We start from the raw sequence: 23,347 nt of genomic DNA, 5'->3' as shown, positions 1-23,347 counted from the left end.
TTCGTTATGCGTACTGGCTGTGGCGGAACTCTATGTTTGAGCCGTCCAGAACGTCAGTACTGTCGAAGTTTAACCACAAAATGTGACGCTGATGTTGCAGTAATGATGCAGATCAAGCCTCGCCAAACCGGATTTGTTGTATTTACGCCAAAAACTTGTTGGGGTAGATCTCGTCGATCAGTGTTCGACAATCGACAATACGCAAATCATTGTCCTTGGCGAAATCCATCAGAAACTGGAAGACCTGCGGATCGATCTTCTGCAGCTTCTTGTCGACGGCAACGCAACGCACACCTTCGAGCAGCATGGGGCGGACGAAGGCGTGGTAGGAAAGTTTCTGATCGCCACCGAAAGAGGCCAGGATGCCTGCCAGACGTTCTGCCCAGTCGCTGGGGCGGAAGGTGCGGCCTTCGGAGGTGAGTCCCTGGATGACTACTTCATATGGATTGCAAATCATGGTGATTAACCGGAGTGTGCTCTTTAAGGTGTGGTCTCTGTATTTATCTATAGCAAAGACAGTGTTGTTGTATTGGACTGTCTTTGTTGCAAGGCAATAGCGGGTTTACCCGCAATTTTACCTGAAAATCAGATGCGCTTGAATGGCGGTAACGAGGACAACAGTTTTTTTCCGTAACTTTGTTTCACCAGTCGGTTGTCCAGAATGGTGACGCGTCCATAGTCGCGCTCGGTGCGGATCAGGCGACCAACAGCCTGGATCAGCTTGATGGATGCTTCGGGAACGGTGAGTTCGACAAAGGGGTTGCCGCCGCGCTTCTCTATCCAGCGTGACAGTGTCTTGCCAACCGGGTCGTCCGGCATGGCAAATGGCAGTTTGGCTATGATGACGTGGACGCAGCTTTCTCCGGGCAAGTCCAGCCCTTCGGAGAAAGAGTCCAGCCCGAAGATGACGCTGGCCTGGCTATTCTTGAGACGGGTATGGTGGGTTTCCAGCAGCACGGATTTGGGAATCTCGCCCTGAATCAGCAACTGGCTGCGCAGGTTCTCCGGCAAGGCAGCCGCCACATCCTGCATCTGCTTGCGTGAGGAGAACAGCACCAGCGTACCGACGGCTTCTGCGGTATCAATCAGCTTGGGCAGCCATTCGACGATTTCCCTGGTATGGCCTTGCGGGTCCTTGGGGCTGGTCAGCATGGGTGGCAGGTAGAGTTCACCCTGCTCGGTGAAGTTGAAGGGCGAGTCCAGTGCCACGCAAGTCACCTGTGGCAGCCATTTCAGGCCGGTTTGCCCAAGCAGCAGGTCAAAGGCACCAAGCGAGCGCAGGGTGGCCGAGGTGAGTACGGCTCCGGAGGCTCGACGCCACAAGGTGGCTGCCAGGCTGGCCGCTGCGCTGACGGGGGAGGCGGAGAATATGTAGTCTCCCTTGCCCTCAATGCGACGGGTGATCCACTTGGCAATGGGCGGTGCGCTTTCTTCTGTTTCTTTTTCAAACAGATCCCACACGGCCATCAGCTGTTCGGCACGGCCGTTGAGAAAACCGATATCGGCGGCGGCTTTGTCAATTTGCGTGGTATCGCTGCCTTTTTCCTTGCGCGCTTCGGTCAGGGCATCATTCAGTGCGGCCAGGTGCTTGAAGATGGCGCGGGCGGCCATGGCCATATTACGTGCCGGCTGTTGCAGACGCTCCGGTAACTGGCCGTCTTCCATCAACCAGGTGGGTTCCATATTTTCACTGTTCGCGCTGAGAGCTTCTTCGCCGCTGAGCAGCCATAACCATTCATTCAGCGTTTCCATGCAGGCGCTGGCAGCATCCATGGCTTGTGCGGTGATTTCCACCTTGCCAGTCAGCGTTTCCACCCTTGCTGCAGTGGGGGCTACCTTGTCCAGCCAGCCCATAGCCTGGGCCAGCGAGTGTTCGGCTGAGAACTGGTTGATGGCCTTTTTGGCCAGATGGTGCGCCTCGTCAATGCAGTAGTAGCTGTCTTCCGGCGCAGGCAGGATGACGCCGCCGCCCATGGAGACATCGGCCAGCATCAGGTCGTGGTTGGCTACGATGACGTCTACGGTTTCCAGCGTGTCGCGTGCCAAGTAGAACGGGCATTCCGGGCGATTGGGGCAGGCGGCTTTCAGGCAGCCGTGACGGTCGTTGGTGACCCGGCTCCACAGGCCGTCCTCGATCACTTCTTTCCAGGTGTCGCGGTCGCCGTTCCAGCGCCGGTAGTAGAACTCATCGGCCATGCTGCGCAGGGCTTCTATTTCGCCCGCTTGAGGCTTGCGGTCCCATAAGGCCAGCATCGGGTCCGGGGCCAGCAGCTGGCCTTGGGCATTTTCAGCGGTCAGGGCGTAGATGCGCTGCGGGCACAGATAACGGCCACGGCCCTTGGCCAGCGCGAAGGTGAGCGGCAGGCCGCTGTTTTCCACTACGAAGGGCAGGTCGCGGTTGACCAGCTGCTCTTGTAGGGCGACGGTGGCGCTGGTGACGACCAGTTTTTTGCCGCGCGACCTAGCCATCACGCCACCGGCCAGCAGGTAGGCCAGGCTTTTGCCAACACCGGTTGGCCCTTCGATCACCGCGATGCTTTCACCCTCGCGGTTGGGATAAGCATCGCCTTGCTTTTCCAGGCTGCGGGACAGGGCGTTAGCAATCTCGGCCAGCATGCGCCGTTGTGCCGCGCGCGGGCGAAAGCCCGGCAGGTTGTCGGCAATGGTGCGGTAGTGGTCGCGAATGGCGTCTTTTTCGGCATCGGTCAGCATGGCGGGATTGTACCGCAAGCTGAGGCTGATTTAGCGGCTAAAGCGTCATGGATTTTCGTTTGTGCGCAAATGGTGCTTTGCAAAATGACGACGCACTCAGCTTGTGGATACGATAGCCAAATTCATCAAGCGTGATCAGCAACGGCACAAGCTTCGCGTGAAAGCGGTTGGCTTGTGACAAGAATTGACTGAGACGTTTTGCGTACGCATGGACAGACAAATAACAAGTACGCAGTGTTCTGCACACAGGAGAAATGAGTTGATGACACCCGTTAGCCGCGTTCTGGTGGTAAGCGATGATGCAAAGTGGCAGTCCGACGTTCTGGCCGGGCTGGGTGCCGTGGCCGTGCGGCTGGAAAATCCTTATGGCCTCACCTTTATTGGCGCCTCCCGTCTGAAGGAGGCAATGGACATCATCCGGCGTGATGGTGATATCCAGGCCGTGCTGGTGGACAAGCAGTTGCAAGAGAAGGGCCTGAATCAGGCGGCGGTGACGCTGGCCAACCAGATCAGTGATTTTCGCCCGGAATTATCCTTGTATGTATTGCTGATGGATGATGACGAGCGCGTGCTGGTGGAGAATCTGGCCAGTCACGCGGTGGATGGCTATTTCTACCGCGACGAAACCGACTACAACGGCTGGTTCCGTATCCTCACTGCCGAACTGGCGGAAAAGTCTGCCACGCCGTTTTACGACAAGCTCAAGCAATATGTGCGCATGGCCAAGGATTCCTGGCACACGCCTGGCCACGCGGGTGGTGATTCGCTCAAAGGCAGCCCGTGGGTGGGGGATTTTTATGATTTTGTCGGCGAGAACATGCTGCGCGCCGACCTGTCCGTTTCGGTGCCGATGCTGGATTCACTGCTGCACCCTACAGGGGTGATTGCCGAGTCGCAAAAACTGGCCGCCAAAGCCTTTGGCGCACGCAAGACCTATTTCGCTACCAACGGTACCTCCACCTCCAACAAGGTGATCTTCCAGACCTTGCTGGCACCCGGTGACAAGCTGCTGCTGGACCGAAACTGCCATAAATCCGTGCATCACGGGGTGATTCTGTCCGGTGCCTTGCCGGTGTATCTGGATTCTTCCATCAACAAGCAGTACGGCATTTTCGGCCCGGTGCCCAAGGCCACCATCTTTGCTGCCATCCAAGCTAACCCGGATGCGCGGGTGCTGATCCTGACCTCCTGCACCTATGATGGCCTGCGTTATGACCTGGTGCCCATCATCGAAGCTGCGCACGAGAAAGGCATCAAGGTGATCGTGGATGAGGCCTGGTACGGTTTTGCCCGTTTCCACCCGGCTTTCCGCCCCACGGCACTGGAGTCTGGTGCCGACTATGTCACGCAAAGCACCCACAAGATTCTGTCCGCCTTCTCGCAGGCCAGCATGATTCACGTGAATGACCCCGGATTTGACGATCATCTGTTCCGGGAGAATTTCAATATGCATACCTCCACCAGCCCGCAATACAACCTGATTGCCAGCCTGGACGTGGCACGCAAGCAGGCGGTGACCGAGGGCTACCGGCTGCTGGACCGTACACTCAAGCTGGCGGAGGAGCTGCGCGACAAGATCAACTCCACCGGGGCTTTCCGCGTGCTGGAGCTGGAAGACCTGCTGCCAGAGGAGATGCGCGAGGACGGCATCCGGCTGGATCCGACCAAGCTGACCGTGGATATCAGCCAGTCCGGCTTTACCACCGATGAGCTGCAACACGAGCTGTTCGAGCGTTACAACATCCAGGTGGAGAAATCCACCTTCAGCACCATCACCCTGTTGCTGACCATGGGCACCACGCGCAGCAAGGTATCACGGCTGTATGATGCGCTGCTGCGACTGGCCAAGGAAAAGCGCGCACCGCGTGCTGTCGGGCGGATGCCGGAGATTCCGCGTTTTTCCCGCCTGGCCTGCCTGCCACGTGACGCGTTTTACGAAGCCGGCGAGCGCCTGCCCTTGCTGGATGATGATGGCCGTCCCAATGCGGCGCTCAATGGTCGGGTATGTTGCGACCAGATCGTCCCTTACCCGCCTGGCATTCCCGTTCTGGTGCCGGGGCAGGTGATTGACGACAGTATCCTGTCTTATCTGGCACGTCTGCAAAAGACACAAAAAACCATAGAAATGCACGGACTCGCTGAAGATGGTGGGGAAATGTATGTCAGAGTGCTAAAAGATAGGGAGCTTTCGCATTTGCCTGACAGATTGTTGTTTGGCTGAGACCTTGTCAGAATGGTCAATTTCCGATAAATATAACAATTGTCGCAAATATATAAATCCAGTATCCAATTGATACGGTTTTGCGACACCAGTTAACTGACTTGAGACCTGCGTGTAGTAATGTGCCATTGCGCATGAAGACACACACCGTGTTCTATGCGCGATGGTCTTTTTTTTTGGAAATCTTACCCATGAAGCAAGTAGGACATTACCTGCAATTCAGCGACCTGAATCACGAGGAGTATCGTCACATCTTCGAGCGTGCCAAGGTTCTGAAGCGACGACACAGCGAAAAACAGCTGTATCAGCCGCTGGTAGGCCGCGTAATGTCCATGATCTTCGAAAAGAATTCCACGCGTACGCGGGTTTCCTTTGAAGCCGGCATGGCCCAGCTTGGCGGTCATGCGATGTTCCTGGACACCAAAACCTCCCAGCTGGGGCGCGGTGAACCGATTGAAGATACGGCACGGGTGCTGTCGCGCATGAGCGATATCATCATGATCCGTACCTTTGAGCAGTCGCTGGTCGAACGTCTGGCTGCGCATTCCAAAGTGCCGGTCATCAATGGCCTGACCAATGAATACCACCCCTGTCAGATTCTGGCCGACATCTTTACCTTCATCGAACATCGTGGCTCGATCAAGGGCAAGACCGTTGCCTGGATCGGCGATGGTAACAATGTATGCCGTACCTGGCTGCAGGCAGCCAAGATTCTTGGCTTCAAGCTGAAGGTGGCAACCCCGGTAGGTTACGAGCTGACCGTGCTGGATGGCGAACACTACGGCCCGGAACACTTCGAGCCCAGCCACAGTGCCGTCAAGGCCGTGGAAGGTGCCGATCTGGTTACCACCGACGTGTTCACCAGCATGGGCTACGAGGCCGAAAGTGCCACCCGTCTGGAAGCATTTGCCAGCTATCAGGTAAATGCCGAACTGATGAAGCATGCCAAGCCGGACGCATTGTTCATGCACTGCCTGCCTGCCCACCGTGGCGAGGAAGTGACCGCCGAAGTCATCGACGGCCCGCAGAGCGTGGTATGGGACGAGGCGGAAAACCGCATGCACGCCCAGAAAGCCCTGATCGAATATCTGCTGCTTGGTCATCAGTACGACTGAACCGGCAGGACAACCCACTAGATTCGCTGGAAAGAAAACGCATCATGTCTGACATCAAAAAAGTAGTGCTGGCCTACTCCGGTGGCCTGGATACCTCCGTCATCCTGAAATGGCTGCAAGACACCTACCACTGTGAAGTGGTGACTTTCACCGCCGACATCGGCCAGGGTGAAGAGGTGGAACCGGCACGCAAGAAAGCCATTGCGCTGGGTATCAAGCCGGAAAACATCTTTATCGAAGACCTGCGCGAAGAGTTCGTGCGCGACTACGTTTACCCGATGTTCCGTGCCAACGCCATCTACGAAGGCGAGTACCTGCTGGGTACTTCCATCGCCCGTCCGCTGATCTCCAAGCGCCAGATCGAAATCGCCAATGCCGTGGGCGGTGATGCGGTATCGCACGGTGCCACCGGCAAGGGTAACGACCAGGTGCGTTTCGAGCTGGGTTACTACGCTCTGAAACCGGACGTCAAGGTGATTGCGCCGTGGCGCGAATGGGACCTGCTGTCCCGTGAAAAGCTGCTGGCCTATGCTGAAAAGCACGGCATTGACATCAGCAAGAAAAAGAACGGTGGCAGCCCGTACTCCATGGATGCCAACCTGCTGCACATCTCCTACGAAGGCACCGTGCTGGAAAACCCGGCTGCCGAGCCGGAAGAAGATATGTGGCTGTGGACGGTCAGCCCGGAGAATGCCCCGGACCAGGCCGAATACATTGAGCTGAGCTACGAAAAGGGCGATATCACCGCCATCAACGGCGTGGCCATGACCCCGGCTCAAGTGCTGACCGAGCTGAACCGCCTGGGCGGCAAGCATGGTATCGGTCGTCTGGACATCGTGGAAAACCGTTATGTGGGCATGAAGTCCCGTGGCTGCTACGAAACCCCGGGCGGCACCATCATGCTGAAGGCACACCGCGCCATCGAATCCATCACGCTGGACCGCGAAGTGGCCCACCTGAAGGATGAGCTGATGCCGAAGTACGCCAAGCTGATTTACACCGGCTACTGGTGGAGCCCGGAGCGTCAGATGCTGCAAGGCCTGATCGACGCTTCGCAAGCCACTGTTAACGGCTGGGTACGCCTGAAGCTGTACAAGGGCAATGTCATCGTTGTTGGTCGCGAATCCAAGACCGATTCGCTGTTCGACCCGAACATCGCCACCTTCGACGAAGACGGCGGCGCATACAACCACGCCGATGCGGCCGGCTTCATCCGCCTCAATGCCCTGCGCATGCGGATTGCCGCCAACGCCAAACTCAAGCGCGGCTGATTGGCCCCGTGAACAAAACCGCCTTCGGGCGGTTTTTTATTTGGTGCAGTAGCCGAGCGGCGGAAAAGTTGAGAGCCGGATCAATGCGGCGTATCGTAACGACTTTGTTTGTCTGACTGACAGATGTCACGACAAATCATGTGAGCCCACCACTGCATTCATCAAGGAACATCAGGGTGTCTGAAGAGCAATTTACCGATATTTCCATGGCCGTGTGCCTGACCGGCCTTATCATTTTCATGGGCTTCATCATCTGGGATCTGGGCAAGAAGTCCCAGGCGGGCAAGATGGGTACCGCCATCCTGTTTCTGGTGCTGGGTTTTGGCGTGGTGGGCTTTATCTTCAAGAACGTGCTGGTGGAGTTTCTGGTGCTCAAGTAAGACCGAGCGGCAGCACCAGGATAAAACGGGTTGGCATGTGCCAACCCGTTTTGCATCTGGATCAGATAAGCCGACAAGCAGTTTCAGCGCTGCGGTGACAGGATCAGGCGCAAGCCCAGTGCGATGAAAATGCTGCCGGCAATGCGGTCCAGCCACTGACTGGCCTTGGGGGTACGGTTCAGCCAGCTGCCAATGGCACCGGCAAAATAACCCAGGCTGCCAAACAGCAAGGCTGCTTGTGCTGTGAAGATCAGCCCCAGAATGGCAGTTTGCCAGCCACTATGGCCCTGTGCCGGATTGACGAATTGCGGCAGGAAAGCCAGGAAGAACAGCACCACCTTGGGGTTGATGGCATTGGCGATCAGGCCCTTGCGAAAGTGGGCAGGCAGCGGCGTGTCATCAACCGAACCCTTGTCGGCTTTCAGGCTGCTGCCCCGGCTGCGGATGGCTTGCCAACCCAGATAAACCAGGTAGGCACCACCAGCAAATTTCAGCAGGCCAAAGGCCGTGGGCGAGGCGGCAATCAGGGCGCTCACGCCCAGTGCGGCCAGCAGGGTATGGGTAATGCAGCCCAGCGCGCAGCCCAGGCCAAATGCCATGCCCTGACGGCGGCCCTTGGCAATGCCCAGGCTCAGTACCATCAGGTTGTCCGGTCCGGGGGAGAGAGTGATCAGCATGGCGGCGGCCGTGAAAGCCGCCAGTTGTTCGGGGGTGACAATCATGATTGCTTGCCTGCGCGGGTTAAAACAGCATGATTGAAGATTTGCGCTCAAACGACAAGCGGAATGTGCCAGTGTCATGTCTTGCGAGTGCGGACAGGCTGGATGCTGTCGATATCAAGGGGCGGCGGGTGACAAGGCGGCATACAGTCTCTAAAATTGCGCCATTGAGCTATTCAGCCTTACAGGATCTCCCATGCCGTCTTTTGATATTGTTTCCGAAGTCAATAAAGTAGAAGTGCGCAACGCCGTTGAGCAAGCCAACAAGGAAGTGTCCACCCGCTACGATTTCAAGGGCAGCGATTCCCGCATCGAGCAGACCGACAAGGACATCACCCTGTATGCCGACGCGGAATTCCAGCTGGATCAGGTCAACGACATCCTAGTCAATAAATTGTCCAAGCGCGGCGTTGACGTGCGCAGCCTGGAGTATGGCAAGCTGGAGAAGGTCAGTGGCAACAAGGTCAAGAAAGTACTGACCGTCAAGGAAGGCCTGGAAACCGAGATGGCCAAGAAGATCGTCAAGATCATCAAGGATGCCAAACTGAAAGTGCAGGCCAGCATCCAGGGCGAGGCAGTACGTGTGTCCGGTGCCAAGCGCGACCTGCTGCAAGAATGTATTGCCCTGCTGCGCAAGGAAATTGCCGACGACAAGGAAAATGGCGTACCGCTGCAGTTCAACAACTTCCGCGACTAAGCCTGTTTTCCTTATATGCAGAACCGGCCCACTGTGGCCGGTTTTGCTTTTGGCGGGCGTCCCTCCTACAATACGGCCCTTGTTGAATAGACAGCAACCTGAGTATTGGAATCAGCATGTTACGCATTACCGAATTGAAACTGCCGCTGGATCATAGCGAGGCAGAACTCACCGATGCCATCGTCGCCTTCCTGGGCATCAAGCCAGCCGACCTGAAAAGCTACACCGTATTCAAGCGCAGCTATGATGCGCGCCGTGGTGTGATGAGCCTGGCCTACATCATCGACATGGAAGTGGAAGGCGAGGCCAAGTTGCTGGCCCGCTTCAAGGGTAATGCCCATGTGCTGCCCACGCCGGATACCAGCTATCACTTTGTCACCCAGGCACCGGCCACGCTGCAGAAGCGTCCGCTGGTGGTGGGCTTCGGCCCCTGTGGCCTGCTGGCTGCGCTGGTGCTGGCCCAGATGGGTTTCAAGCCCATCGTGCTGGAGCGCGGCAAGAAAGTGCGTGAGCGTACCAAGGACACCTGGGGCCTGTGGCGCAAGAATGTGCTGAACCCGGAATCCAACGTGCAGTTTGGTGAAGGCGGAGCCGGTACTTTCTCGGACGGCAAGCTGTACAGCCAGATCAAGGACCCGCGCCATCTGGGCCGCAAGGTGCTCACCGAGTTCGTCAAGGCCGGTGCGCCGGAAGAAATCCTGTTTATCGCCAAGCCCCACATCGGTACTTTCCGCCTGGTGAGCATGGTGGAAAAGATGCGGGCGGAAATCGAAGCGCTGGGTGGTGAAATCCGCTTCCAGCAGCGTGTCACCGACCTGCACATCGACAACGGTCATATCCGCGGTGTGACGCTGGCCGATGGCAGCCAGATCGAGGCGGATCATGTCATTCTGGCGTTGGGGCACAGTGCGCGCGATACCTTCGAGATGCTGCACCAGCGTGGCGTGTTCATGGAAGCCAAACCGTTCTCGGTCGGCTTCCGCATCGAGCACCCGCAAACCATGATCGACAAGGCACGCTGGGGCAAATATGCCGGTCATCCCATTCTGGGTGCTGCCGACTACAAGCTGGTACACCATGCCAGCAATGGCCGTGCGGTATACAGCTTCTGTATGTGCCCGGGTGGTCAGGTGGTGGCAGCCACTTCGGAAGAGGGGCGCGTGGTCACCAATGGCATGAGCCAGTATTCCCGTGCCGAGCGCAATGCCAACTCTGGCATGGTGGTGAGTATCAACCCGGAAGACTATCCGGGTGGTGCGCTGGCTGGCATTGCCTTCCAGCGCGCGCTGGAAAGCCACGCCTATGTACTGGGTGGCAGCACCTACGAAGCACCGGCCCAACTGGTGGGGGACTTCCTGGCCGGACGTGCCTCCACGGCGGTGGGTTCGGTCGAACCCTCCTATCAGCCTGGTGTGCACTGGACCGACCTGTCCACCGCGCTGCCGGATTTCGCCATTGCCGCCATGCGCGAGGCCCTGCCGGAGTTTGGCAAGAAAATCCGTGGTTACGACATGTACGATGCGGTGCTGACTGGCGTGGAAACCCGCACCAGCTCGCCACTACGCATCACTCGTGGTGAGGATTTGCAAAGCCTGAACGTGAAGGGGCTGTATCCGGCCGGTGAGGGCGCTGGCTACGCCGGTGGCATTTTGTCTGCCGGTGTGGATGGCATCCGCGTTGCCGAGGCGGTGGCATTGAATATGGCAGCGCAAGCCTGATGATGTGTCCCATGTGCTGACAGGCAGCCTGCTTCACGCGTGCTGGCTGTATGGCCGGGTAATGGTTTTACAGTAATCAATCAATACCGATGTTGTTACCGGGCGCTTCTGAGGAAGCGCCTTTTTTATTGAAATTTTGAATTTTTATTTATTAATTGCTACGGCTGGCAAAGGGAGTGTGTGTGTAATGAAAATGCGATGATGAAACTGTCTTAGTTGACGTCCTATTATTTTGCAGATATTTCAACCTGTACTAAAGGCCGATTCGCGGTTATTTGGTAATGCTTGTAGCTGATGATGAGAGTGCTATAAGCAAGATATTTCCCGCCAAATGACTGGGGTGTGTGATGAAACTTTCATCAAGATTGTTAATGTCCATTCTGGTATCAGTATTGACCATGTTGATTCTGGTTGTGATGGCAATCAGTTTTGAAAAAATGGCAGATCGCAGACTGGATGATGCCTTGAATAATCTGCTGCCATCAGTCAGGGGTTTGAATAGTGCCGTTGATGTATTTGTAGAAATGCGGACCGATGCCAACAAGTCATTATTGGTCGATTCTGCCGATGAGCGTAAAAAGCTGCTGCAAATGTTTCAGGCAGCAGCAGTGCTGCTGAAGCAGGCGTTAGATCGATATGAAAGCAATAATCTGTATGATCAGCAAGACAAGGAATTGCTCTTTAAGGATAGGAACGCTTTTGAACACTACAATAAAGTGGCGCTGTCGGCACTTGCTATGGAATCGACCGGGACCGGGCGTAGCATTGCTCTTGCGCAATTTTTGAATGGGGATGTCAAGATGGCGGCTGAGGCATTCATGCGCGCTATTCGTGAGCATATTGCCTACAACATGAAAATTGCAGAGAGGATTCAACGTGAGGATGCATCCGCTTCGGCCCGCAATGTGCTTATACTCTCTTCTGTTGCCGGAATTTCTTTTCTGATATTGTCGCTTGTGTATTTAAATGTTTACCGGGCTATCGCTGGTGGCCTGGCTGAAATGAAATCCGTTATTCACCAGTTGAACCAGGATAAAAACCTTACCGTGCGTCATGTGCGAAAGGGTAGGGATGAAGTCAGTGATGTGCTGAATGCCGTGAACGCACTGATTGAGAATCTGCATCATAACTTTGGCGAAATGCAGACCAGTGCTCGCGCCGTGATGGTGTCTTCCAGGGATTTCAGTCAGTCAGCCAAGGAGGTGGCCCTGGCTTCCAGCCAGCAGAGTGAAGCGTCTGCCAGTATGGCCGCATCGATCGAACAAATGACGGTTGCGGTGAACCATATTGCCGAACGAACAACCCATGCCCGCAACCTCGCACATGAAGCCGGAACGCTGGCTCATCAGGGCTCGACCACCATTAGCCAGACCATTCAGGATATCCGTGAAATTTCCCAGGCAGTGGAGAAGTCGGGGGCTAGTATCCGCGAGCTGGAAAACTATAGCAGTACAGTGAATACGGTGGTGCTGGTGATCAAGGATATTGCCGACCAGACCAATCTGCTGGCCTTGAATGCCGCAATTGAGGCGGCCCGGGCCGGAGAGTTGGGACGGGGATTCGCGGTGGTGGCGGATGAAGTACGCAAGCTGGCAGAACGTACTTCGGTTTCCACGCAGGAAATCGCACAAACCATTCATGCCATGCGAGATAAATCCAGCCAGGCCACCGAGCAAATGAAAGTTGCCGAAACGTTGGCGCGTCTGGGCGTATCCAGGGCCGATGATGCGGATCAGGCAATCAACAAGATTGGTGATGCGACGGTCAGTACCGTCAAAATGGTGGAGGAAATGGCGATTTCCATTGCCGAGCAGGGTCAGTCGGCCAACAGTATTGCCCATCGCATCGAGCAGGTGGTGCACATGGCAGAAGCATCTTCCGCCAGTGCGGCAGATGCTGCACGTAATGCAAGTCAATTGCTGACGCTGGCGGAGCGGCAAATCGGCATCATTCAGCAGTACATCTTGTAAATCTGTCGAGAGCACTTGCAGCAAAACGGGCCTTCGCCATCACTGGCAAAGGCCCGCAGGCTTATGGCAAGCAGAAAGATTTACAGCTTGATCAGGGTGCTCTTCAGTTCGGTGTACTTTTCCAGCGCGTGCAGCGATTTGTCGCGACCATTACCCGATTGCTTGAAGCCGCCGAAGGGGAAGTTCATGTCGCCACCTTCGTCATAGCAGTTCACCCATACCGTACCGGCACGCAGGCGACGCGAAACCTGGTGTGCGGTGCTGACATTGGAAGTCCATACCGCAGCGGCCAGGCCGTACTCGGTGTCATTGGCAATGCGGACAGCTTCGTCGATGGTATCGAAAGTGATGACGGACAATACCGGCCCGAAGATTTCCTCACGGCAGGTGGTCATGTCCGGGCGCTGGCAATCAAAGGCAGTCGGTTCAATGAACAGGCCCTTGTCGGTATGAGCCGCCTTGCCGCCACAAATCAGGCCGGCACCTTCGCTGATGCCCTTGTCGACGTAGGACAGCACCTTGTCGTACTGGATCTTGTCCACAATGGCACCCATGCTGGTGGCCGGGTCCAGCGGATCGCCCGGATACCAGCCTTCGGCAGCCTTCTTGAATTCAGCCAGGAATTGTTCCTTCACCTTGCTGTGTACCAGCACGCGGGAACCGGCGGTGCACATTTCACCCATATTGAAGAAAATGCCACCGGCGGCAGTGCGGGCTGCCTTGGCGATGTCGGCGCAGTCTTCCAGCACGATATTGGGCGATTTGCCACCCAGCTCCAGCCACACGCGCTTGAGGTTGGACTGTGCGGCATAACCGGCAATCAGCTTGCCCACGCCAGTGGAGCCGGTGAATGCCAGGCAATCCACGTCCATGTGCAGGGCCAGCGCCTTGCCGACTTCACCGGCACCCGGCAATACCTGGAAAATGCCATCCGGAATACCGGCATCCTTGGCCAGCTGGGCCAGGCGAATGGCGGTGAGCGGAGACTTTTCCGAAGGCTTGACGATGACGGCATTGCCGGCCGCCAGCGCAGGGCCGAATTTCCAGCTGGCCATCAGGATGGGGAAGTTCCACGGCACCACTGCAGCCACCACGCCAATGGCTTCACGGGTGACCAGGCCTACCAGTTTGGGGTCCACCGGTGCCACTTCGCCGCCAATCTTGTCGATGGCTTCGGCAAACCATTCCACGCAATACGCCGCACCCGGCACGTCCACTGTGGTGGAGTCGCCAATCGGCTTGCCCATGTCCAGGGTTTCCAGCAGCGCCAGTTCGTCACCATGCTCGCGAATCAGTGCGGCAAAACGCTTGAGGATCTTGCCGCGTGCCAGCGGTGCCAGTTCGGACCATGTACCCGATTCAAAAGCAGCGCGGGCTGCCTTGACCGCTGCATCCACTTCCGCCTCGCCACACCAGGCGATGTCGGCCAGCTTCTGGCCGTTGGCCGGGTTGATGCAGTCAAAGGTCTTGCCATCGGCGGCGCTGGTGTAAGCGCCGTTGATGAAAGCGCGGCCTTCGATATTGAGTTCGGCAGCAAACTGTTTCCACTGTGCATGGGTACGAGCCATTGGTGTTCTCCTGATGTTATATGCGGTGATCCCGGTTGCTCGTGACTGGCAACCGTCAATCAGAATGTGGGCGGCGAGCTGGCGCTGACGATTTCACAGATTTCCTTGCCGGCATTGCGAAAGCGGTGCGGCAGTTTGCTGTCGAAATAGTAAGAGTCGCCCGGGCCCAGGACACGGGTTTCATTGTTGACCGTGAGTTCAATCGAACCGGCAATGACAACACCACCTTCCTGACCCTCATGCGTCAGCATGTCAGGCCCGGTGTCGGCACCCGGTTCGTAATGTTCTTTCAGGATGGCAATGTCACGACGTTCGTGCGCAGTGCCAACCAGCAGCAATTTGATTTGATCATTGCCCAGATTGGGTAAATCCTTGGCCTGATAGAACACGCGTGGCTGTTGCGGCTCTACATCAAAGGTAAAGAATTCGGCCAGCGTCATGGGCATGCCTTCCAGCACTTTCTTCAAGGAACTGATCGACGGGCTGACGCGATTTTGCTCGATCAGCGAGATCGTGCCGTTTGTCACGCCTGCCCGTTTGGCAAGCTCGCGTTGCGAGAGTCCGAAGCGCTCTCTGACCACTCTCAATCGTGCTCCAACATCCATCTGGCGGTTTCCATCTATGTTAAGAATTTTAGACGTTCCATCATACGGGTTTTTGATCGTATCCTGCATCTGTTGTTGCGTCGCAAAATCAAATTATTTTGCAAGATTTCGAGTTTATAGCCAGAATCGACTACATGAATCAAGTGCGCTGTGGATTTTTTTAAACATCCGCAACAGTATATTTGATCAAACCTTGGCTTGTTGCAAGAACCGTGGCATGCTGTTTCGTGCTGGTATCCTGCACGGTGACAACATACTTTCATCTGCCCAGTTGTTTCGGCCCTTCAGTGTGGTTTCGAGCCTGGCTGTTCAGATGCGGTATGAATAGCCAGGTGGGGTAAGGTGACGTGGTGGCGTAGCTGTTTCCGCTGTCACGACAGCCTTCCTTATGTATGTCAGCAGCAGGCGGCAAGGCAGTAACTGTCGGCATCCGCAAGGCGGACGCCTAAATCGAGTAAACGAGGTCCTTATGCAGCAACCGATCATCGGCATTCCGTGTGACGTCAAACTGGTTAGCGGTTTGCCATTTCACGCGGTTGGCGAGAAATACATTGCAGCTGCCGCAGGTGGCGTTGGTGGTATCCCCGTGCTGATTCCGGCGCTGGGTGAAGATGCACCACTGCGTGAATATCTCAAGTTTGTGGATGGCGTGCTGTTGCCTGGCTCGCTGTCCAATGTAGAGCCGCATCGTTATGGCGGAGAAGCCAGCCGCCAGGGAACACTTCATGATCCGGCGCGTGACGCAACCACGCTGCCGTTCATCGACCTTCTTCTGCAAGAAGGCATCCCGCTTCTGGGTATTTGCCGCGGTTTCCAGGAAATCAATGTTGCACTGGGCGGCGAACTATTCCAGCACGTACAGGAAGAGCCAGGCTTCCGCGATCATCGCGAGCCGGATACTCAGAATCTGGATGAGATGTATGGTCTGGCACATGTCTTGCACCTGCAACCGGACAGCTTGCTCAAGAGCTGGCTGGGGCAGGATGAAGTCAAGGTGAACTCGCTGCATCAGCAAGGTATCAAACGTCTGGCCGACCGCCTGATTGCGGAAGGCGTGGCGGATGACGGGCTGGTGGAAGCATACCGGGTCAAGGATGCCAAAGGCTTTGCCTACGGCGCGCAGTGGCATCCGGAATGGAAGTACTGGGAAAACCCGGTGTCCATGGCCATTTTCAACGCGTTCGGTGACGCTTGCCGCGCGCGTCGTGCCAGCCGCCAGGGCTGAGACGCACGTCATCCAGAGCCGGTTTACCGGCCACTATGGAAGTAGAGGAAAACATGAACCAAATCAATGATTGGCTGCGAGAACATCGCATCACGGAAGTCGAGTGTATTGTCCCGGACATGACCGGTGTGGCACGCGGCAAGATTGTTCCCAAAGACAAATTCGTCTCCGACCCGGAAATGCGTCTTCCGGAAGCGGTGCTGATCCAGACTGTGACCGGCGACTATCCGGACGACAGCATGCTGGACCTGACTGACCCGGACATGGTGCTGACACCGGATCCGAACTCCCTGCGCTTCGTGCCCTGGGCTGTGGACCCGACCGCCCAGCTGATTTACGACTGCTACCGCGCCGATGGTTCGCTGGTGGACGTGGCACCGCGTAGCGTGCTCAAGCGCGTACTGGGCCTGTTTGACGAGCTGGGCTTCGAACCGGTACTGGCACCGGAAATGGAGTTCTACCTGATGTCGCCGAACCCGGATCCGGACATTCCGCTGTCCGCCCCGATCGGCCGTACCGGTCGTGCCGAATTCGGCCGCCGTTCCTACTCCATCGACGCGGTGAACGAATTCGACCCGCTGTTCGAAGACATCTACGACTACTGCCATGCGCAGAATCTGGAAGTGGATACGCTGATTCATGAAATCGGCACCGCCCAGATGGAAATCAACTTCCTGCATGGCAATCCGCTGGATCTGGCCGACCAGGTATTCCTGTTCAAGCGTACCGTGCGCGAAGCGGCATTCCGCCACAATATGTACGCCACTTTCATGGCCAAGCCGATGGAAAACGAACCCGGCTCCGCCATGCACATGCACCAGAGCCTGATCGACAAGAACACCGGCAAGAACGTGTTCACCAATGAAGATGGCAGCCCGTCCGACATCTTCTTCCACTTCATCGGCGGTATGCAGCACTACATTCCGGAAGTGATGCCGTTCTTCGCGCCGTACGTGAACTCCTTCCGCCGTCTGAGTCCGTACACCGCGGCACCGACCAATGTGGAGTGGGGCTACGACAACCGTACCGTCGGCCTGCGTGTACCGCATTCTTCCCCGGCCGCCCGTCGCGTGGAAAACCGTGTGCCTGGCGTGGACGTGAACCCGTACATTGCCATGGCTGCCACCCTGGCCTGCGGCTATCTGGGCATCGTCAACAAGATCAAGCCGCGCGAGCCGATGTCCACCGATGCTTACGAGTTGCCTTTCCAGTTCCCGCATGGTGCTGAAGAGTCGCTCAAGCGTCTGGCCGCCTGCCCGGATATTCCGGAAGTCATGGGCCCGCACTTTGTGAAAATGTATCTGGGCATGAAGGAGAAAGAATTCTCCGAATACTTCCGTGTCATCAGCCCGTGGGAGCGCAAGTTCCTGCTGTTGCACGTATAAGAAGAAGCTTCAGGTGAGTGCTGCCGGTCATCGCTGACCGGCAGCCGGCATCCGGAACACCGGATGTCAGGGTAGTGGCAGTTGCAACGGACTAGATGATTCCGCAGCCCGTAAAGCCGGGTTTGGCGTGGAAAACGTCATGTTGCAGCCTGAGGCTGGCCGATTCCGGTCAGCCCAACAATAAGCCCCCAGAGGGCTGGAGAGATAGTAGAGAGGAAGCTTTTATGCAGAACCAACGTACTACGACCGAATGGCGCGAACTGGATGCAGCACACCATCTGCACCCGTTTACTGACACCAACTCGCTGAACCAGCAGGGGGCACGTGTCATCACCAAGGCAGAGGGTATCTTCCTGTACGACTCCGAAGGGAACAAGATTCTCGACGGCATGGCGGGCCTGTGGTGTGTCAATATCGGTTATGGCCGCAAGGATCTGCCGGAAGTAGCCAAGCAGCAGATGGAACAGCTGGCTTACTACAATACCTTCTTCAAGACCACGCATCCGGCGGTGGTGGAGCTGTCCCACCTGTTGTCCGAAGTGGCACCGGAAGGTTTCAAGCACGTTTTCTACACCAACTCCGGCTCTGAGTCCGTCGACACCATGATTCGCATGGTGCGTCGCTACTGGGATGTAAAGGGCAAGAAGGACAAGAAAACCCTGATCGGCCGCTGGAACGGCTATCACGGTTCCACCATCGGTGGTGCCAGCCTGGGTGGCATGACTTACATGCACGAGCAGGGCGATTTGCCGATTCCGGGCATTGTGCATGTTGAGCAGCCGTGGTGGTACAAGCATGGCAAGGACATGACGCCGGAAGAATTCGGCCTGGCCGCCGCCAAGTGGGTGGAAGACAAGATTCTGGAAGTGGGTGCCGACAAGGTAGCCGCTTTTGTGGGTGAGCCTATCCAGGGCGCGGGTGGCGTGATTGTGCCGCCGTCCACCTACTGGCCGGAAATCCAGCGTATCTGCCAGAAGTACGACATCCTGCTGGTGGCTGATGAAGTCATCTGTGGCTTTGGCCGTACCGGTGAATGGTTCGGTCAGCAGGTATTCGGCTTCAAGCCGGATATCTTTACCACCGCCAAGGGCCTGTCCTCCGGCTATCAGCCGATTGGCGCGGTATTCGTCAATGAAAAAGTGGCCACTACGCTGGCCGAAGGCGGTGACTTCAACCACGGCTTTACCTACTCCGGTCACCCGGTGGCGGCTGCCGTAGCTCACGCCAACGTCAAGGCGCTGCGTGACGAAGGCATTGTCGATCGCGTCAAGAACGACACTGGCCCATACATGCAAAAACGCTGGCGCGAAGTGTTCGGCCAGTTCGAGCACGTGGATGATGTGCGCGGTGTGGGCCTGATCCAGGCGTTTACCCTGGTCAAGAACAAAGCCACGCGCGAGCTGTTCCCCAACTTTGGTGAAATCGGCACCATGTGCCGCGATATCTTCTTCAAGAACAACCTGATCATGCGTGCCTGCGGCGACCATATTGTGTCCGCACCGCCGCTGGTGATCAGCAAGGAAGAAATCGACCAGATGCTGGAAACCGCCGCCAAGTGCATGGTGGAGTTCGAACAGCAACTGAAGGAACGCGGGCTGGTCTGATCCGCCGGCAGTGTTCCATCCTCATGCAGGCTACCCACGGGTAGCCTGCATTTTTATTTGCAGCAGGCATGGCAAGATGGCAGCGAGGCATAATCAGCGCTACAAAAGATAAAGACGGGCGCGCTGCAAGCAAGGCATGCCATGCTATTATTCGTGCTGTCATGGCCTTGTCAGGTGCTTGGCTGCTGGTGTGGCTGACAAGGAAAGCAGGCTCACGGGCCTGATGTCTGTGCCGGTAGTGGCGGGGATGCCTGAGTCGGACAGCACGTGACGGAAAAATCGAATCGCGATAATCACAATTACAGGATCAAACCAATGTTTGTCGGAATCGGCTATCTCATCATCCTTGGCTCTGTGCTGGGGGGCTTTGTCGCAGCGGGGGGGCATCTGGGGGCGCTGATGCAGCCTCTGGAAGTGGTCATGATTGCTGGTGCAGCCATTGGTGCGTTTGTGGTCGCTAATGGTGGTGCACCGCTGAAGGCTACTACCAAGGCACTACCCACCGTGTTCAAAGGCTCGCCCTACAACAAGGCCTTCTACATGGAGCTGTTCACCTTGCTGTTTGAAATCCTGTCCAAGGTGCGCAAGGAAGGCCTGATGTCGGTTGAGGCTGATGTGGAAAATCCGGAAGCCAGCCCGGTGTTCTCCAAATACCCGGCAGTACTGCATGATCACCATGTGGTCGAGTTTATTTGTGACTACTTGCGCCTGATGGTGGGCGGTAACCTGAATGCGTTTGAGATCGAGAACCTGATGGATGTGGAGATTGAGACCCACCACCATGAGGGAGAAGTCCCGGTCAATGCAGTGAAGGGCCTGGCTGACGGTCTGCCAGCCTTCGGTATCGTGGCCGCGGTGATGGGCGTGGTACATACCATGGAATCGGTAGGTGCGCCGCCGTCTGAGCTGGGGATGCTGATTGCTCACGCACTGGTGGGTACCTTTCTCGGTATTTTGCTGGCCTATGGCTTTGTCGGTCCGTTGGCCACCATTCTGGAGCACAAGCTGGGCGACGGCACCCGTGTCTATCAGACCATCAAGGTAACTTTGCTGGCCAGTCTGAATGGCTACGCGCCTCAGGTTGCCGTGGAATTTGGCCGCAAGGTGCTGACTTCGACCGATCGTCCTTCCTTCAAGGAACTGGAAGACCACGTCAAGCAGGCCAAAAAATAAGCGAAACAGGGTTGGATCATGGCTGACGAATCGCAACGCCCCATTATTGTCAAACGCATCAAAAAAGGCGGGCACGGCCATCATGGCGGTGCCTGGAAGATTGCCTATGCCGACTTCGTGACGGCGATGATGGCGTTCTTCCTGCTGATGTGGCTGCTTGGTTCTGCTTCGCAAGGCACGCTCAATGGCATTGCCGAATACTTCAAGACGCCCTTGAAAGTAGCCATGTCCGGTGGCGATGGTGCCGGTGATGCCACCTCGGTGGTGAAGGGCGGTGGTAACGACCTGACCAAGAAGGCCGGTCAGGTCAACAAGAGCAGCAAGGAGCAGGAGCGCAAGGTACTGGAAAAGCAGGCGCTGGATAATCTGCAGCAGAAAATCCAGTCCAGTGTCGAACAAAGCCAGGTGCTGAAGGACTACAAGAACCAGATGAAGCTGGAAATGACGCCGGAAGGGCTGAAAATCCAGATTGTCGATGAGCAGAACCGTCCGATGTTTGACTCGGGCAGTTCGCGCATGTTGCCGCATACCCGCGTGCTGCTGCAGCAACTGGCCCAGCAGCTGAACCAGCTTCCCAACCGCATCAGCATTTCCGGCCATACCGACGCCACGCCTTTTGGCAATGGACAGAATGGTTACAGCAACTGGGAGTTGTCGGCTGACCGTGCCAATACCGCGCGGCGTGAGCTGGTGGCCGGTGGCCTGCAGGACGACAAGGTGATGCGCGTGGTGGGTGTGGCTGCGGCCAATCCGCTGATCAAGAGCAATGTCTTCAGCCCGGAAAACCGGCGCATCACCATTGTGGTGCTCAACAAGGATGCCGAGCAGGCCATCCAGAACGACGGGGTGAAGCCGCCGCTGAATCAGGAACCCATCGGTCCGATCGGCCCGGCGGAAGCCGCCCCGGCCAAGGCAGAATAAGTCCGCATGCGCCTGGGCTTGTTGCGCCATGTGCTGCTGCAATTGCTGGCGGCTTTGCTGGCCTGGTTCTTTGTCGCACCGGCGGTACAGCCGCAGGCCTGGGCCATCTTGCAGGCGATGTTTGCCGTGTTGCTGGCTTATGTCTGGCGCTTGCCGGGCTGGCAGAAGTTTGCGCATGGCCTGTTTGTGCCTGCGGTGGTTTTGTTGCAGCAACTGGGTTTGCCTGCCTGGGTTTATCTATCCGGCCTGCTGTTGACCCTGGCGCTGGGACGCAACGCCCTTACCGAACGGGTACCGCTGTATCGCTCAGCCCACGAGGTTGCTGAAAAGCTGGCTGCTTATCTGCCGCAGGATGCCCGGGTGCTGGAGGCCGGTTGTGGAGATGGCCGACTGGCCATGCAACTGGCGCTGCTGCGCCCCGATCTGCACATCCTGGCACTGGAAAATGCCTGGGGCAGCTGGTTGATGGCGTGGTTGCGCTGGCATCTTGCCCGTCGTCCGGCCAGGCTTGAGTTCGGCTGCCGCAGTTTCTGGAAGGAGCACTGGGGGAGGCACGATGTGGTCTATGCCTTTTTGTCTCCTGCACCCATGCCGCGTGTTTGGCAAAAATTCCTGACCGAAGGTGCGCCCACCAGCGTCCTGGTGAGCAATACCTTCACGGTTCCCGATGTCCAACCTGATAGCCGGATTCCGCTTGGCGGACCGCTGCAGAAAGAATTGCTGATCTGGTGCCACCCTCATGGATCTCGCTAACTGGTTTCAGTCCATCTCCGAACGACGCTGGCCGATTCTGCCTGGCACGCTGGAAGGTGTCAGGGACGCCTGTGCCCGTAACAACGACCTGATCAGTTTTACTGATCTGGCCAATCTTTGCCTGTCCGACCCGCTGCTGCTGTTTGATCTGCTGCGGGTGGTGGGCGGTTCGCGTGCCTTGCAGCGCAATGAATCCATTCCTTCTGTCGAGCAGACCCTGATGTTGATGGGGCTGGAGGCGGTGGTGGGGCGTTTTGGCAAACTGACTGCCATGCACATCATTCCGGACAAGCTGGATGCCGAAGTGGTGGAAGCGGTAGAAGACTGGCTGGGCCGTAGCCGGGTGGCAGCGCTCATCATCAAGGAATGGCTGTCGATTTCCGGCGAGCACAAGGTGGAAGACTGCTTTGTCGCTGCGCTGATCTACAACCTGCCTGCTTGTCTGTACCTGATTTACCGCAACCAGTTGCCGGACAAGCCCTTGCTGCAAGAAGTGGCCGACCATTTCGAGACAGACTATTCCAAGTTGCTGGAGCAGTTTGTGCGTGCCGTCCCGCTGCCTGTCGGCCTGCTGACCTTGCTGGGTGGTGGTGCGCCAAGCAAGCGCAAGCAATTGCTCAAGCTGGCGGTGGCCACGGCCAATACTCTGGAGCAGGGCTGGTGGCGCGGGCCGTGGAATGTGGGTTTGGACGTGGTGGGCAAGCTGATCGGTATCAGCCAGCAGCAGGTCTATCTGGGTGTGGTCCAGGCCTGCCTGACGGTTGCGCGTCAACCGCGGGCACCGGCGTATACCTACCCGGCGCGGGCCTTGCTGTTCATCGAAGGCGAATACAAGCGGCCTGAAATGAAGAAGGCAGTGGCGCTGACCAGCCCGGACCAGCTGGAGCAAGGCATCCGCGAATCGATCCGGCATCTGTCGAACGACCTTAAGTTCGAACGCGTGCTGTACTACCGCTACGACCACGACAGCCACAGCCTGCGCCTCAAATACCAGGTGGGTCTGGCTGAGGGCCATGCCCTGCGCAAGCTGGCGGTAGAGCTGGAGCCGGGCACCTTCTTTACCTTGCTCACCAGCAAGGCACAAAGCTTCCACGCACCGGAGAGTGTGCGTAATCAACTGGTACGCAAATACCAGGATGACTTTTTCGATCATATCGGTGATAGCGAATTCGCCATCATGAGTCTGTACCTTGGCCATCGTCTGGTCGGGGTGTTCTATGTGGACAATGGCCGCAGCGGACGCGTGATTGACGACACCAGCTACCACCGCTTCAAGGAACTGGTGGCCCGGCTGACGCCGCACCATTGAT

The 23,347-nt window shown here is 56.9% G+C and carries 19 protein-coding genes; 14 read left to right on the top strand and 5 right to left on the bottom strand.

The genetic code is table 11. From position 1 onward, the window contains the following. Window positions 1-142: 142 nt before the first annotated feature. Together DKK66_RS19630 and dinG are read right to left on the bottom strand one after the other, a co-directional pair. Window positions 143-457 carry a DUF3579 domain-containing protein gene (locus DKK66_RS19630; RefSeq protein WP_045848607.1) on the bottom strand — a complete coding sequence of 105 codons (315 nt, stop codon included), beginning with the start codon at window positions 455-457 and terminating at the stop codon, window positions 143-145. A gap of 128 nt (window positions 458-585) precedes the next feature. Continuing rightward, window positions 586-2,712 carry an ATP-dependent DNA helicase DinG gene (gene dinG / locus DKK66_RS19625; RefSeq protein WP_131361110.1) on the bottom strand — a complete coding sequence of 709 codons (2,127 nt, stop codon included), beginning with the start codon at window positions 2,710-2,712 and terminating at the stop codon, window positions 586-588. A 262-nt stretch (window positions 2,713-2,974) separates the two neighbouring features. On the opposite strand from dinG, the gene DKK66_RS19620 reads away from it, so the two are divergent. From DKK66_RS19620 to DKK66_RS19605, 4 genes are all read left to right on the top strand, one after another. Next, window positions 2,975-4,933 carry an aminotransferase class I/II-fold pyridoxal phosphate-dependent enzyme gene (locus DKK66_RS19620; RefSeq protein ID WP_131360733.1) on the top strand — a complete coding sequence of 653 codons (1,959 nt, stop codon included), beginning with the start codon at window positions 2,975-2,977 and terminating at the stop codon, window positions 4,931-4,933. Between the two features lie 191 nt (window positions 4,934-5,124). After that, window positions 5,125-6,048 carry an ornithine carbamoyltransferase gene (argF, locus tag DKK66_RS19615; protein ID WP_045848610.1) on the top strand — a complete coding sequence of 308 codons (924 nt, stop codon included), beginning with the start codon at window positions 5,125-5,127 and terminating at the stop codon, window positions 6,046-6,048. Between the two features lie 44 nt (window positions 6,049-6,092). Continuing rightward, window positions 6,093-7,319: an argininosuccinate synthase gene (locus tag DKK66_RS19610; protein WP_045848611.1), complete on the top strand. Its 1,227-nt coding sequence runs from the start codon at window positions 6,093-6,095 to the stop codon at window positions 7,317-7,319. Window positions 7,320-7,525: 206 nt separating this feature from the next. Beyond that, the gene (locus DKK66_RS19605) at window positions 7,526-7,699 is read left to right on the top strand and encodes a DUF2788 domain-containing protein (RefSeq protein WP_233160942.1); all 174 of its coding nucleotides are present in this window, start codon (window positions 7,526-7,528) and stop codon (window positions 7,697-7,699) included. Between the two features lie 83 nt (window positions 7,700-7,782). Here DKK66_RS19605 and DKK66_RS19600 read toward each other — a convergent pair whose 3' ends face one another. Continuing rightward, on the bottom strand, window positions 7,783-8,421 hold the full coding sequence (locus tag DKK66_RS19600; protein ID WP_131360731.1) for a LysE family translocator: 639 nt from the start codon (window positions 8,419-8,421) through the stop codon (window positions 7,783-7,785). Between the two features lie 193 nt (window positions 8,422-8,614). Here DKK66_RS19600 and DKK66_RS19595 point away from each other — a divergent pair, with 193 nt between their 5' ends. The 3 genes from DKK66_RS19595 to DKK66_RS19585 all read left to right on the top strand — a co-directional run bounded on the left by DKK66_RS19595 (window position 8,615) and on the right by DKK66_RS19585 (window position 12,803). Continuing rightward, window positions 8,615-9,115 (top strand): YajQ family cyclic di-GMP-binding protein, encoded by a 501-nt coding sequence (locus DKK66_RS19595; RefSeq protein WP_045848614.1) that lies wholly within the window; start codon window positions 8,615-8,617, stop codon window positions 9,113-9,115. Window positions 9,116-9,231: 116 nt separating this feature from the next. Continuing rightward, window positions 9,232-10,833: an NAD(P)/FAD-dependent oxidoreductase gene (locus DKK66_RS19590; protein ID WP_131360729.1), complete on the top strand. Its 1,602-nt coding sequence runs from the start codon at window positions 9,232-9,234 to the stop codon at window positions 10,831-10,833. Window positions 10,834-11,180: 347 nt separating this feature from the next. Continuing rightward, window positions 11,181-12,803, top strand: coding sequence for a methyl-accepting chemotaxis protein (locus DKK66_RS19585; protein ID WP_131360727.1), 1,623 nt, complete (start codon window positions 11,181-11,183; stop codon window positions 12,801-12,803). Window positions 12,804-12,883: 80 nt separating this feature from the next. On the opposite strand, the gene DKK66_RS19580 is transcribed toward DKK66_RS19585, so the two are convergent. Continuing rightward, the gene (locus DKK66_RS19580) at window positions 12,884-14,371 is read right to left on the bottom strand and encodes an aldehyde dehydrogenase (RefSeq protein WP_131360725.1); all 1,488 of its coding nucleotides are present in this window, start codon (window positions 14,369-14,371) and stop codon (window positions 12,884-12,886) included. 59 nt (window positions 14,372-14,430) lie between these two features. After that, the gene (locus DKK66_RS19575; RefSeq protein WP_045848618.1) at window positions 14,431-14,976 is read right to left on the bottom strand and encodes a cupin domain-containing protein; all 546 of its coding nucleotides are present in this window, start codon (window positions 14,974-14,976) and stop codon (window positions 14,431-14,433) included. Window positions 14,977-15,445: 469 nt separating this feature from the next. Here DKK66_RS19575 and DKK66_RS19570 point away from each other — a divergent pair, with 469 nt between their 5' ends. From DKK66_RS19570 to DKK66_RS19540, 7 genes are all read left to right on the top strand, one after another. Then, complete coding sequence (locus DKK66_RS19570; RefSeq protein ID WP_131360723.1) at window positions 15,446-16,201, top strand: gamma-glutamyl-gamma-aminobutyrate hydrolase family protein; 756 nt, start codon at window positions 15,446-15,448, stop codon at window positions 16,199-16,201. Window positions 16,202-16,254: 53 nt separating this feature from the next. Further along, window positions 16,255-17,586, top strand: a complete 1,332-nt coding sequence (locus tag DKK66_RS19565) for a glutamine synthetase family protein (RefSeq protein ID WP_045848620.1) — start codon at window positions 16,255-16,257, stop codon at window positions 17,584-17,586. Between the two features lie 224 nt (window positions 17,587-17,810). Then, entirely contained in the window at window positions 17,811-19,190 is a 1,380-nt protein-coding gene (locus DKK66_RS19560; protein ID WP_045848621.1) for an aspartate aminotransferase family protein, read from the top strand. 315 nt (window positions 19,191-19,505) lie between these two features. Beyond that, a complete protein-coding gene (gene motA / locus DKK66_RS19555; protein ID WP_089085351.1) occupies window positions 19,506-20,363 on the top strand; it encodes a flagellar motor stator protein MotA in 858 nt (285 codons plus the stop codon). 18 nt (window positions 20,364-20,381) lie between these two features. Next, the gene (gene motB, locus DKK66_RS19550; RefSeq protein ID WP_045848623.1) at window positions 20,382-21,284 is read left to right on the top strand and encodes a flagellar motor protein MotB; all 903 of its coding nucleotides are present in this window, start codon (window positions 20,382-20,384) and stop codon (window positions 21,282-21,284) included. Between the two features lie 6 nt (window positions 21,285-21,290). Continuing rightward, complete coding sequence (locus DKK66_RS19545) at window positions 21,291-22,037, top strand: class I SAM-dependent methyltransferase (protein ID WP_131360721.1); 747 nt, start codon at window positions 21,291-21,293, stop codon at window positions 22,035-22,037. Beyond that, window positions 22,024-23,346, top strand: a complete 1,323-nt coding sequence (locus DKK66_RS19540) for an HDOD domain-containing protein (protein WP_045848625.1) — start codon at window positions 22,024-22,026, stop codon at window positions 23,344-23,346. The genes DKK66_RS19545 and DKK66_RS19540 overlap by 14 nt, the downstream gene beginning before the upstream one ends. Window position 23,347: the final 1 nt, after the last annotated feature.

The organism is Aquitalea sp. USM4, from assembly GCF_004328945.1.
Taxonomy (GTDB): Bacteria; Pseudomonadota; Gammaproteobacteria; order Burkholderiales; family Chromobacteriaceae; genus Aquitalea; species Aquitalea pelogenes.
This window is presented reverse-complemented; position numbering and strand designations above follow the sequence as displayed.

Excerpts from the sequence above, each read along its gene's own strand:
- DKK66_RS19630 (WP_045848607.1), bottom strand. The coding sequence starts at position 457 with ATGATTTGCAATCCATATGAAGTAGTCATCCAGGGACTCACCTCCGAA.
- dinG (WP_131361110.1), bottom strand. The coding sequence starts at position 2,712 with ATGCTGACCGATGCCGAAAAAGACGCCATTCGCGACCACTACCGCACC.
- DKK66_RS19620 (WP_131360733.1), top strand. The coding sequence starts at position 2,975 with ATGACACCCGTTAGCCGCGTTCTGGTGGTAAGCGATGATGCAAAGTGG.
- argF (WP_045848610.1), top strand. The coding sequence starts at position 5,125 with ATGAAGCAAGTAGGACATTACCTGCAATTCAGCGACCTGAATCACGAG.
- DKK66_RS19610 (WP_045848611.1), top strand. The coding sequence starts at position 6,093 with ATGTCTGACATCAAAAAAGTAGTGCTGGCCTACTCCGGTGGCCTGGAT.
- DKK66_RS19605 (WP_233160942.1), top strand. The coding sequence starts at position 7,526 with ATGGCCGTGTGCCTGACCGGCCTTATCATTTTCATGGGCTTCATCATC.
- DKK66_RS19600 (WP_131360731.1), bottom strand. The coding sequence starts at position 8,421 with ATGATTGTCACCCCCGAACAACTGGCGGCTTTCACGGCCGCCGCCATG.
- DKK66_RS19595 (WP_045848614.1), top strand. The coding sequence starts at position 8,615 with ATGCCGTCTTTTGATATTGTTTCCGAAGTCAATAAAGTAGAAGTGCGC.
- DKK66_RS19590 (WP_131360729.1), top strand. The coding sequence starts at position 9,232 with ATGTTACGCATTACCGAATTGAAACTGCCGCTGGATCATAGCGAGGCA.
- DKK66_RS19585 (WP_131360727.1), top strand. The coding sequence starts at position 11,181 with ATGAAACTTTCATCAAGATTGTTAATGTCCATTCTGGTATCAGTATTG.
- DKK66_RS19580 (WP_131360725.1), bottom strand. The coding sequence starts at position 14,371 with ATGGCTCGTACCCATGCACAGTGGAAACAGTTTGCTGCCGAACTCAAT.
- DKK66_RS19575 (WP_045848618.1), bottom strand. The coding sequence starts at position 14,976 with ATGGATGTTGGAGCACGATTGAGAGTGGTCAGAGAGCGCTTCGGACTC.
- DKK66_RS19570 (WP_131360723.1), top strand. The coding sequence starts at position 15,446 with ATGCAGCAACCGATCATCGGCATTCCGTGTGACGTCAAACTGGTTAGC.
- DKK66_RS19565 (WP_045848620.1), top strand. The coding sequence starts at position 16,255 with ATGAACCAAATCAATGATTGGCTGCGAGAACATCGCATCACGGAAGTC.
- DKK66_RS19560 (WP_045848621.1), top strand. The coding sequence starts at position 17,811 with ATGCAGAACCAACGTACTACGACCGAATGGCGCGAACTGGATGCAGCA.
- motA (WP_089085351.1), top strand. The coding sequence starts at position 19,506 with ATGTTTGTCGGAATCGGCTATCTCATCATCCTTGGCTCTGTGCTGGGG.
- motB (WP_045848623.1), top strand. The coding sequence starts at position 20,382 with ATGGCTGACGAATCGCAACGCCCCATTATTGTCAAACGCATCAAAAAA.
- DKK66_RS19545 (WP_131360721.1), top strand. The coding sequence starts at position 21,291 with ATGCGCCTGGGCTTGTTGCGCCATGTGCTGCTGCAATTGCTGGCGGCT.
- DKK66_RS19540 (WP_045848625.1), top strand. The coding sequence starts at position 22,024 with ATGGATCTCGCTAACTGGTTTCAGTCCATCTCCGAACGACGCTGGCCG.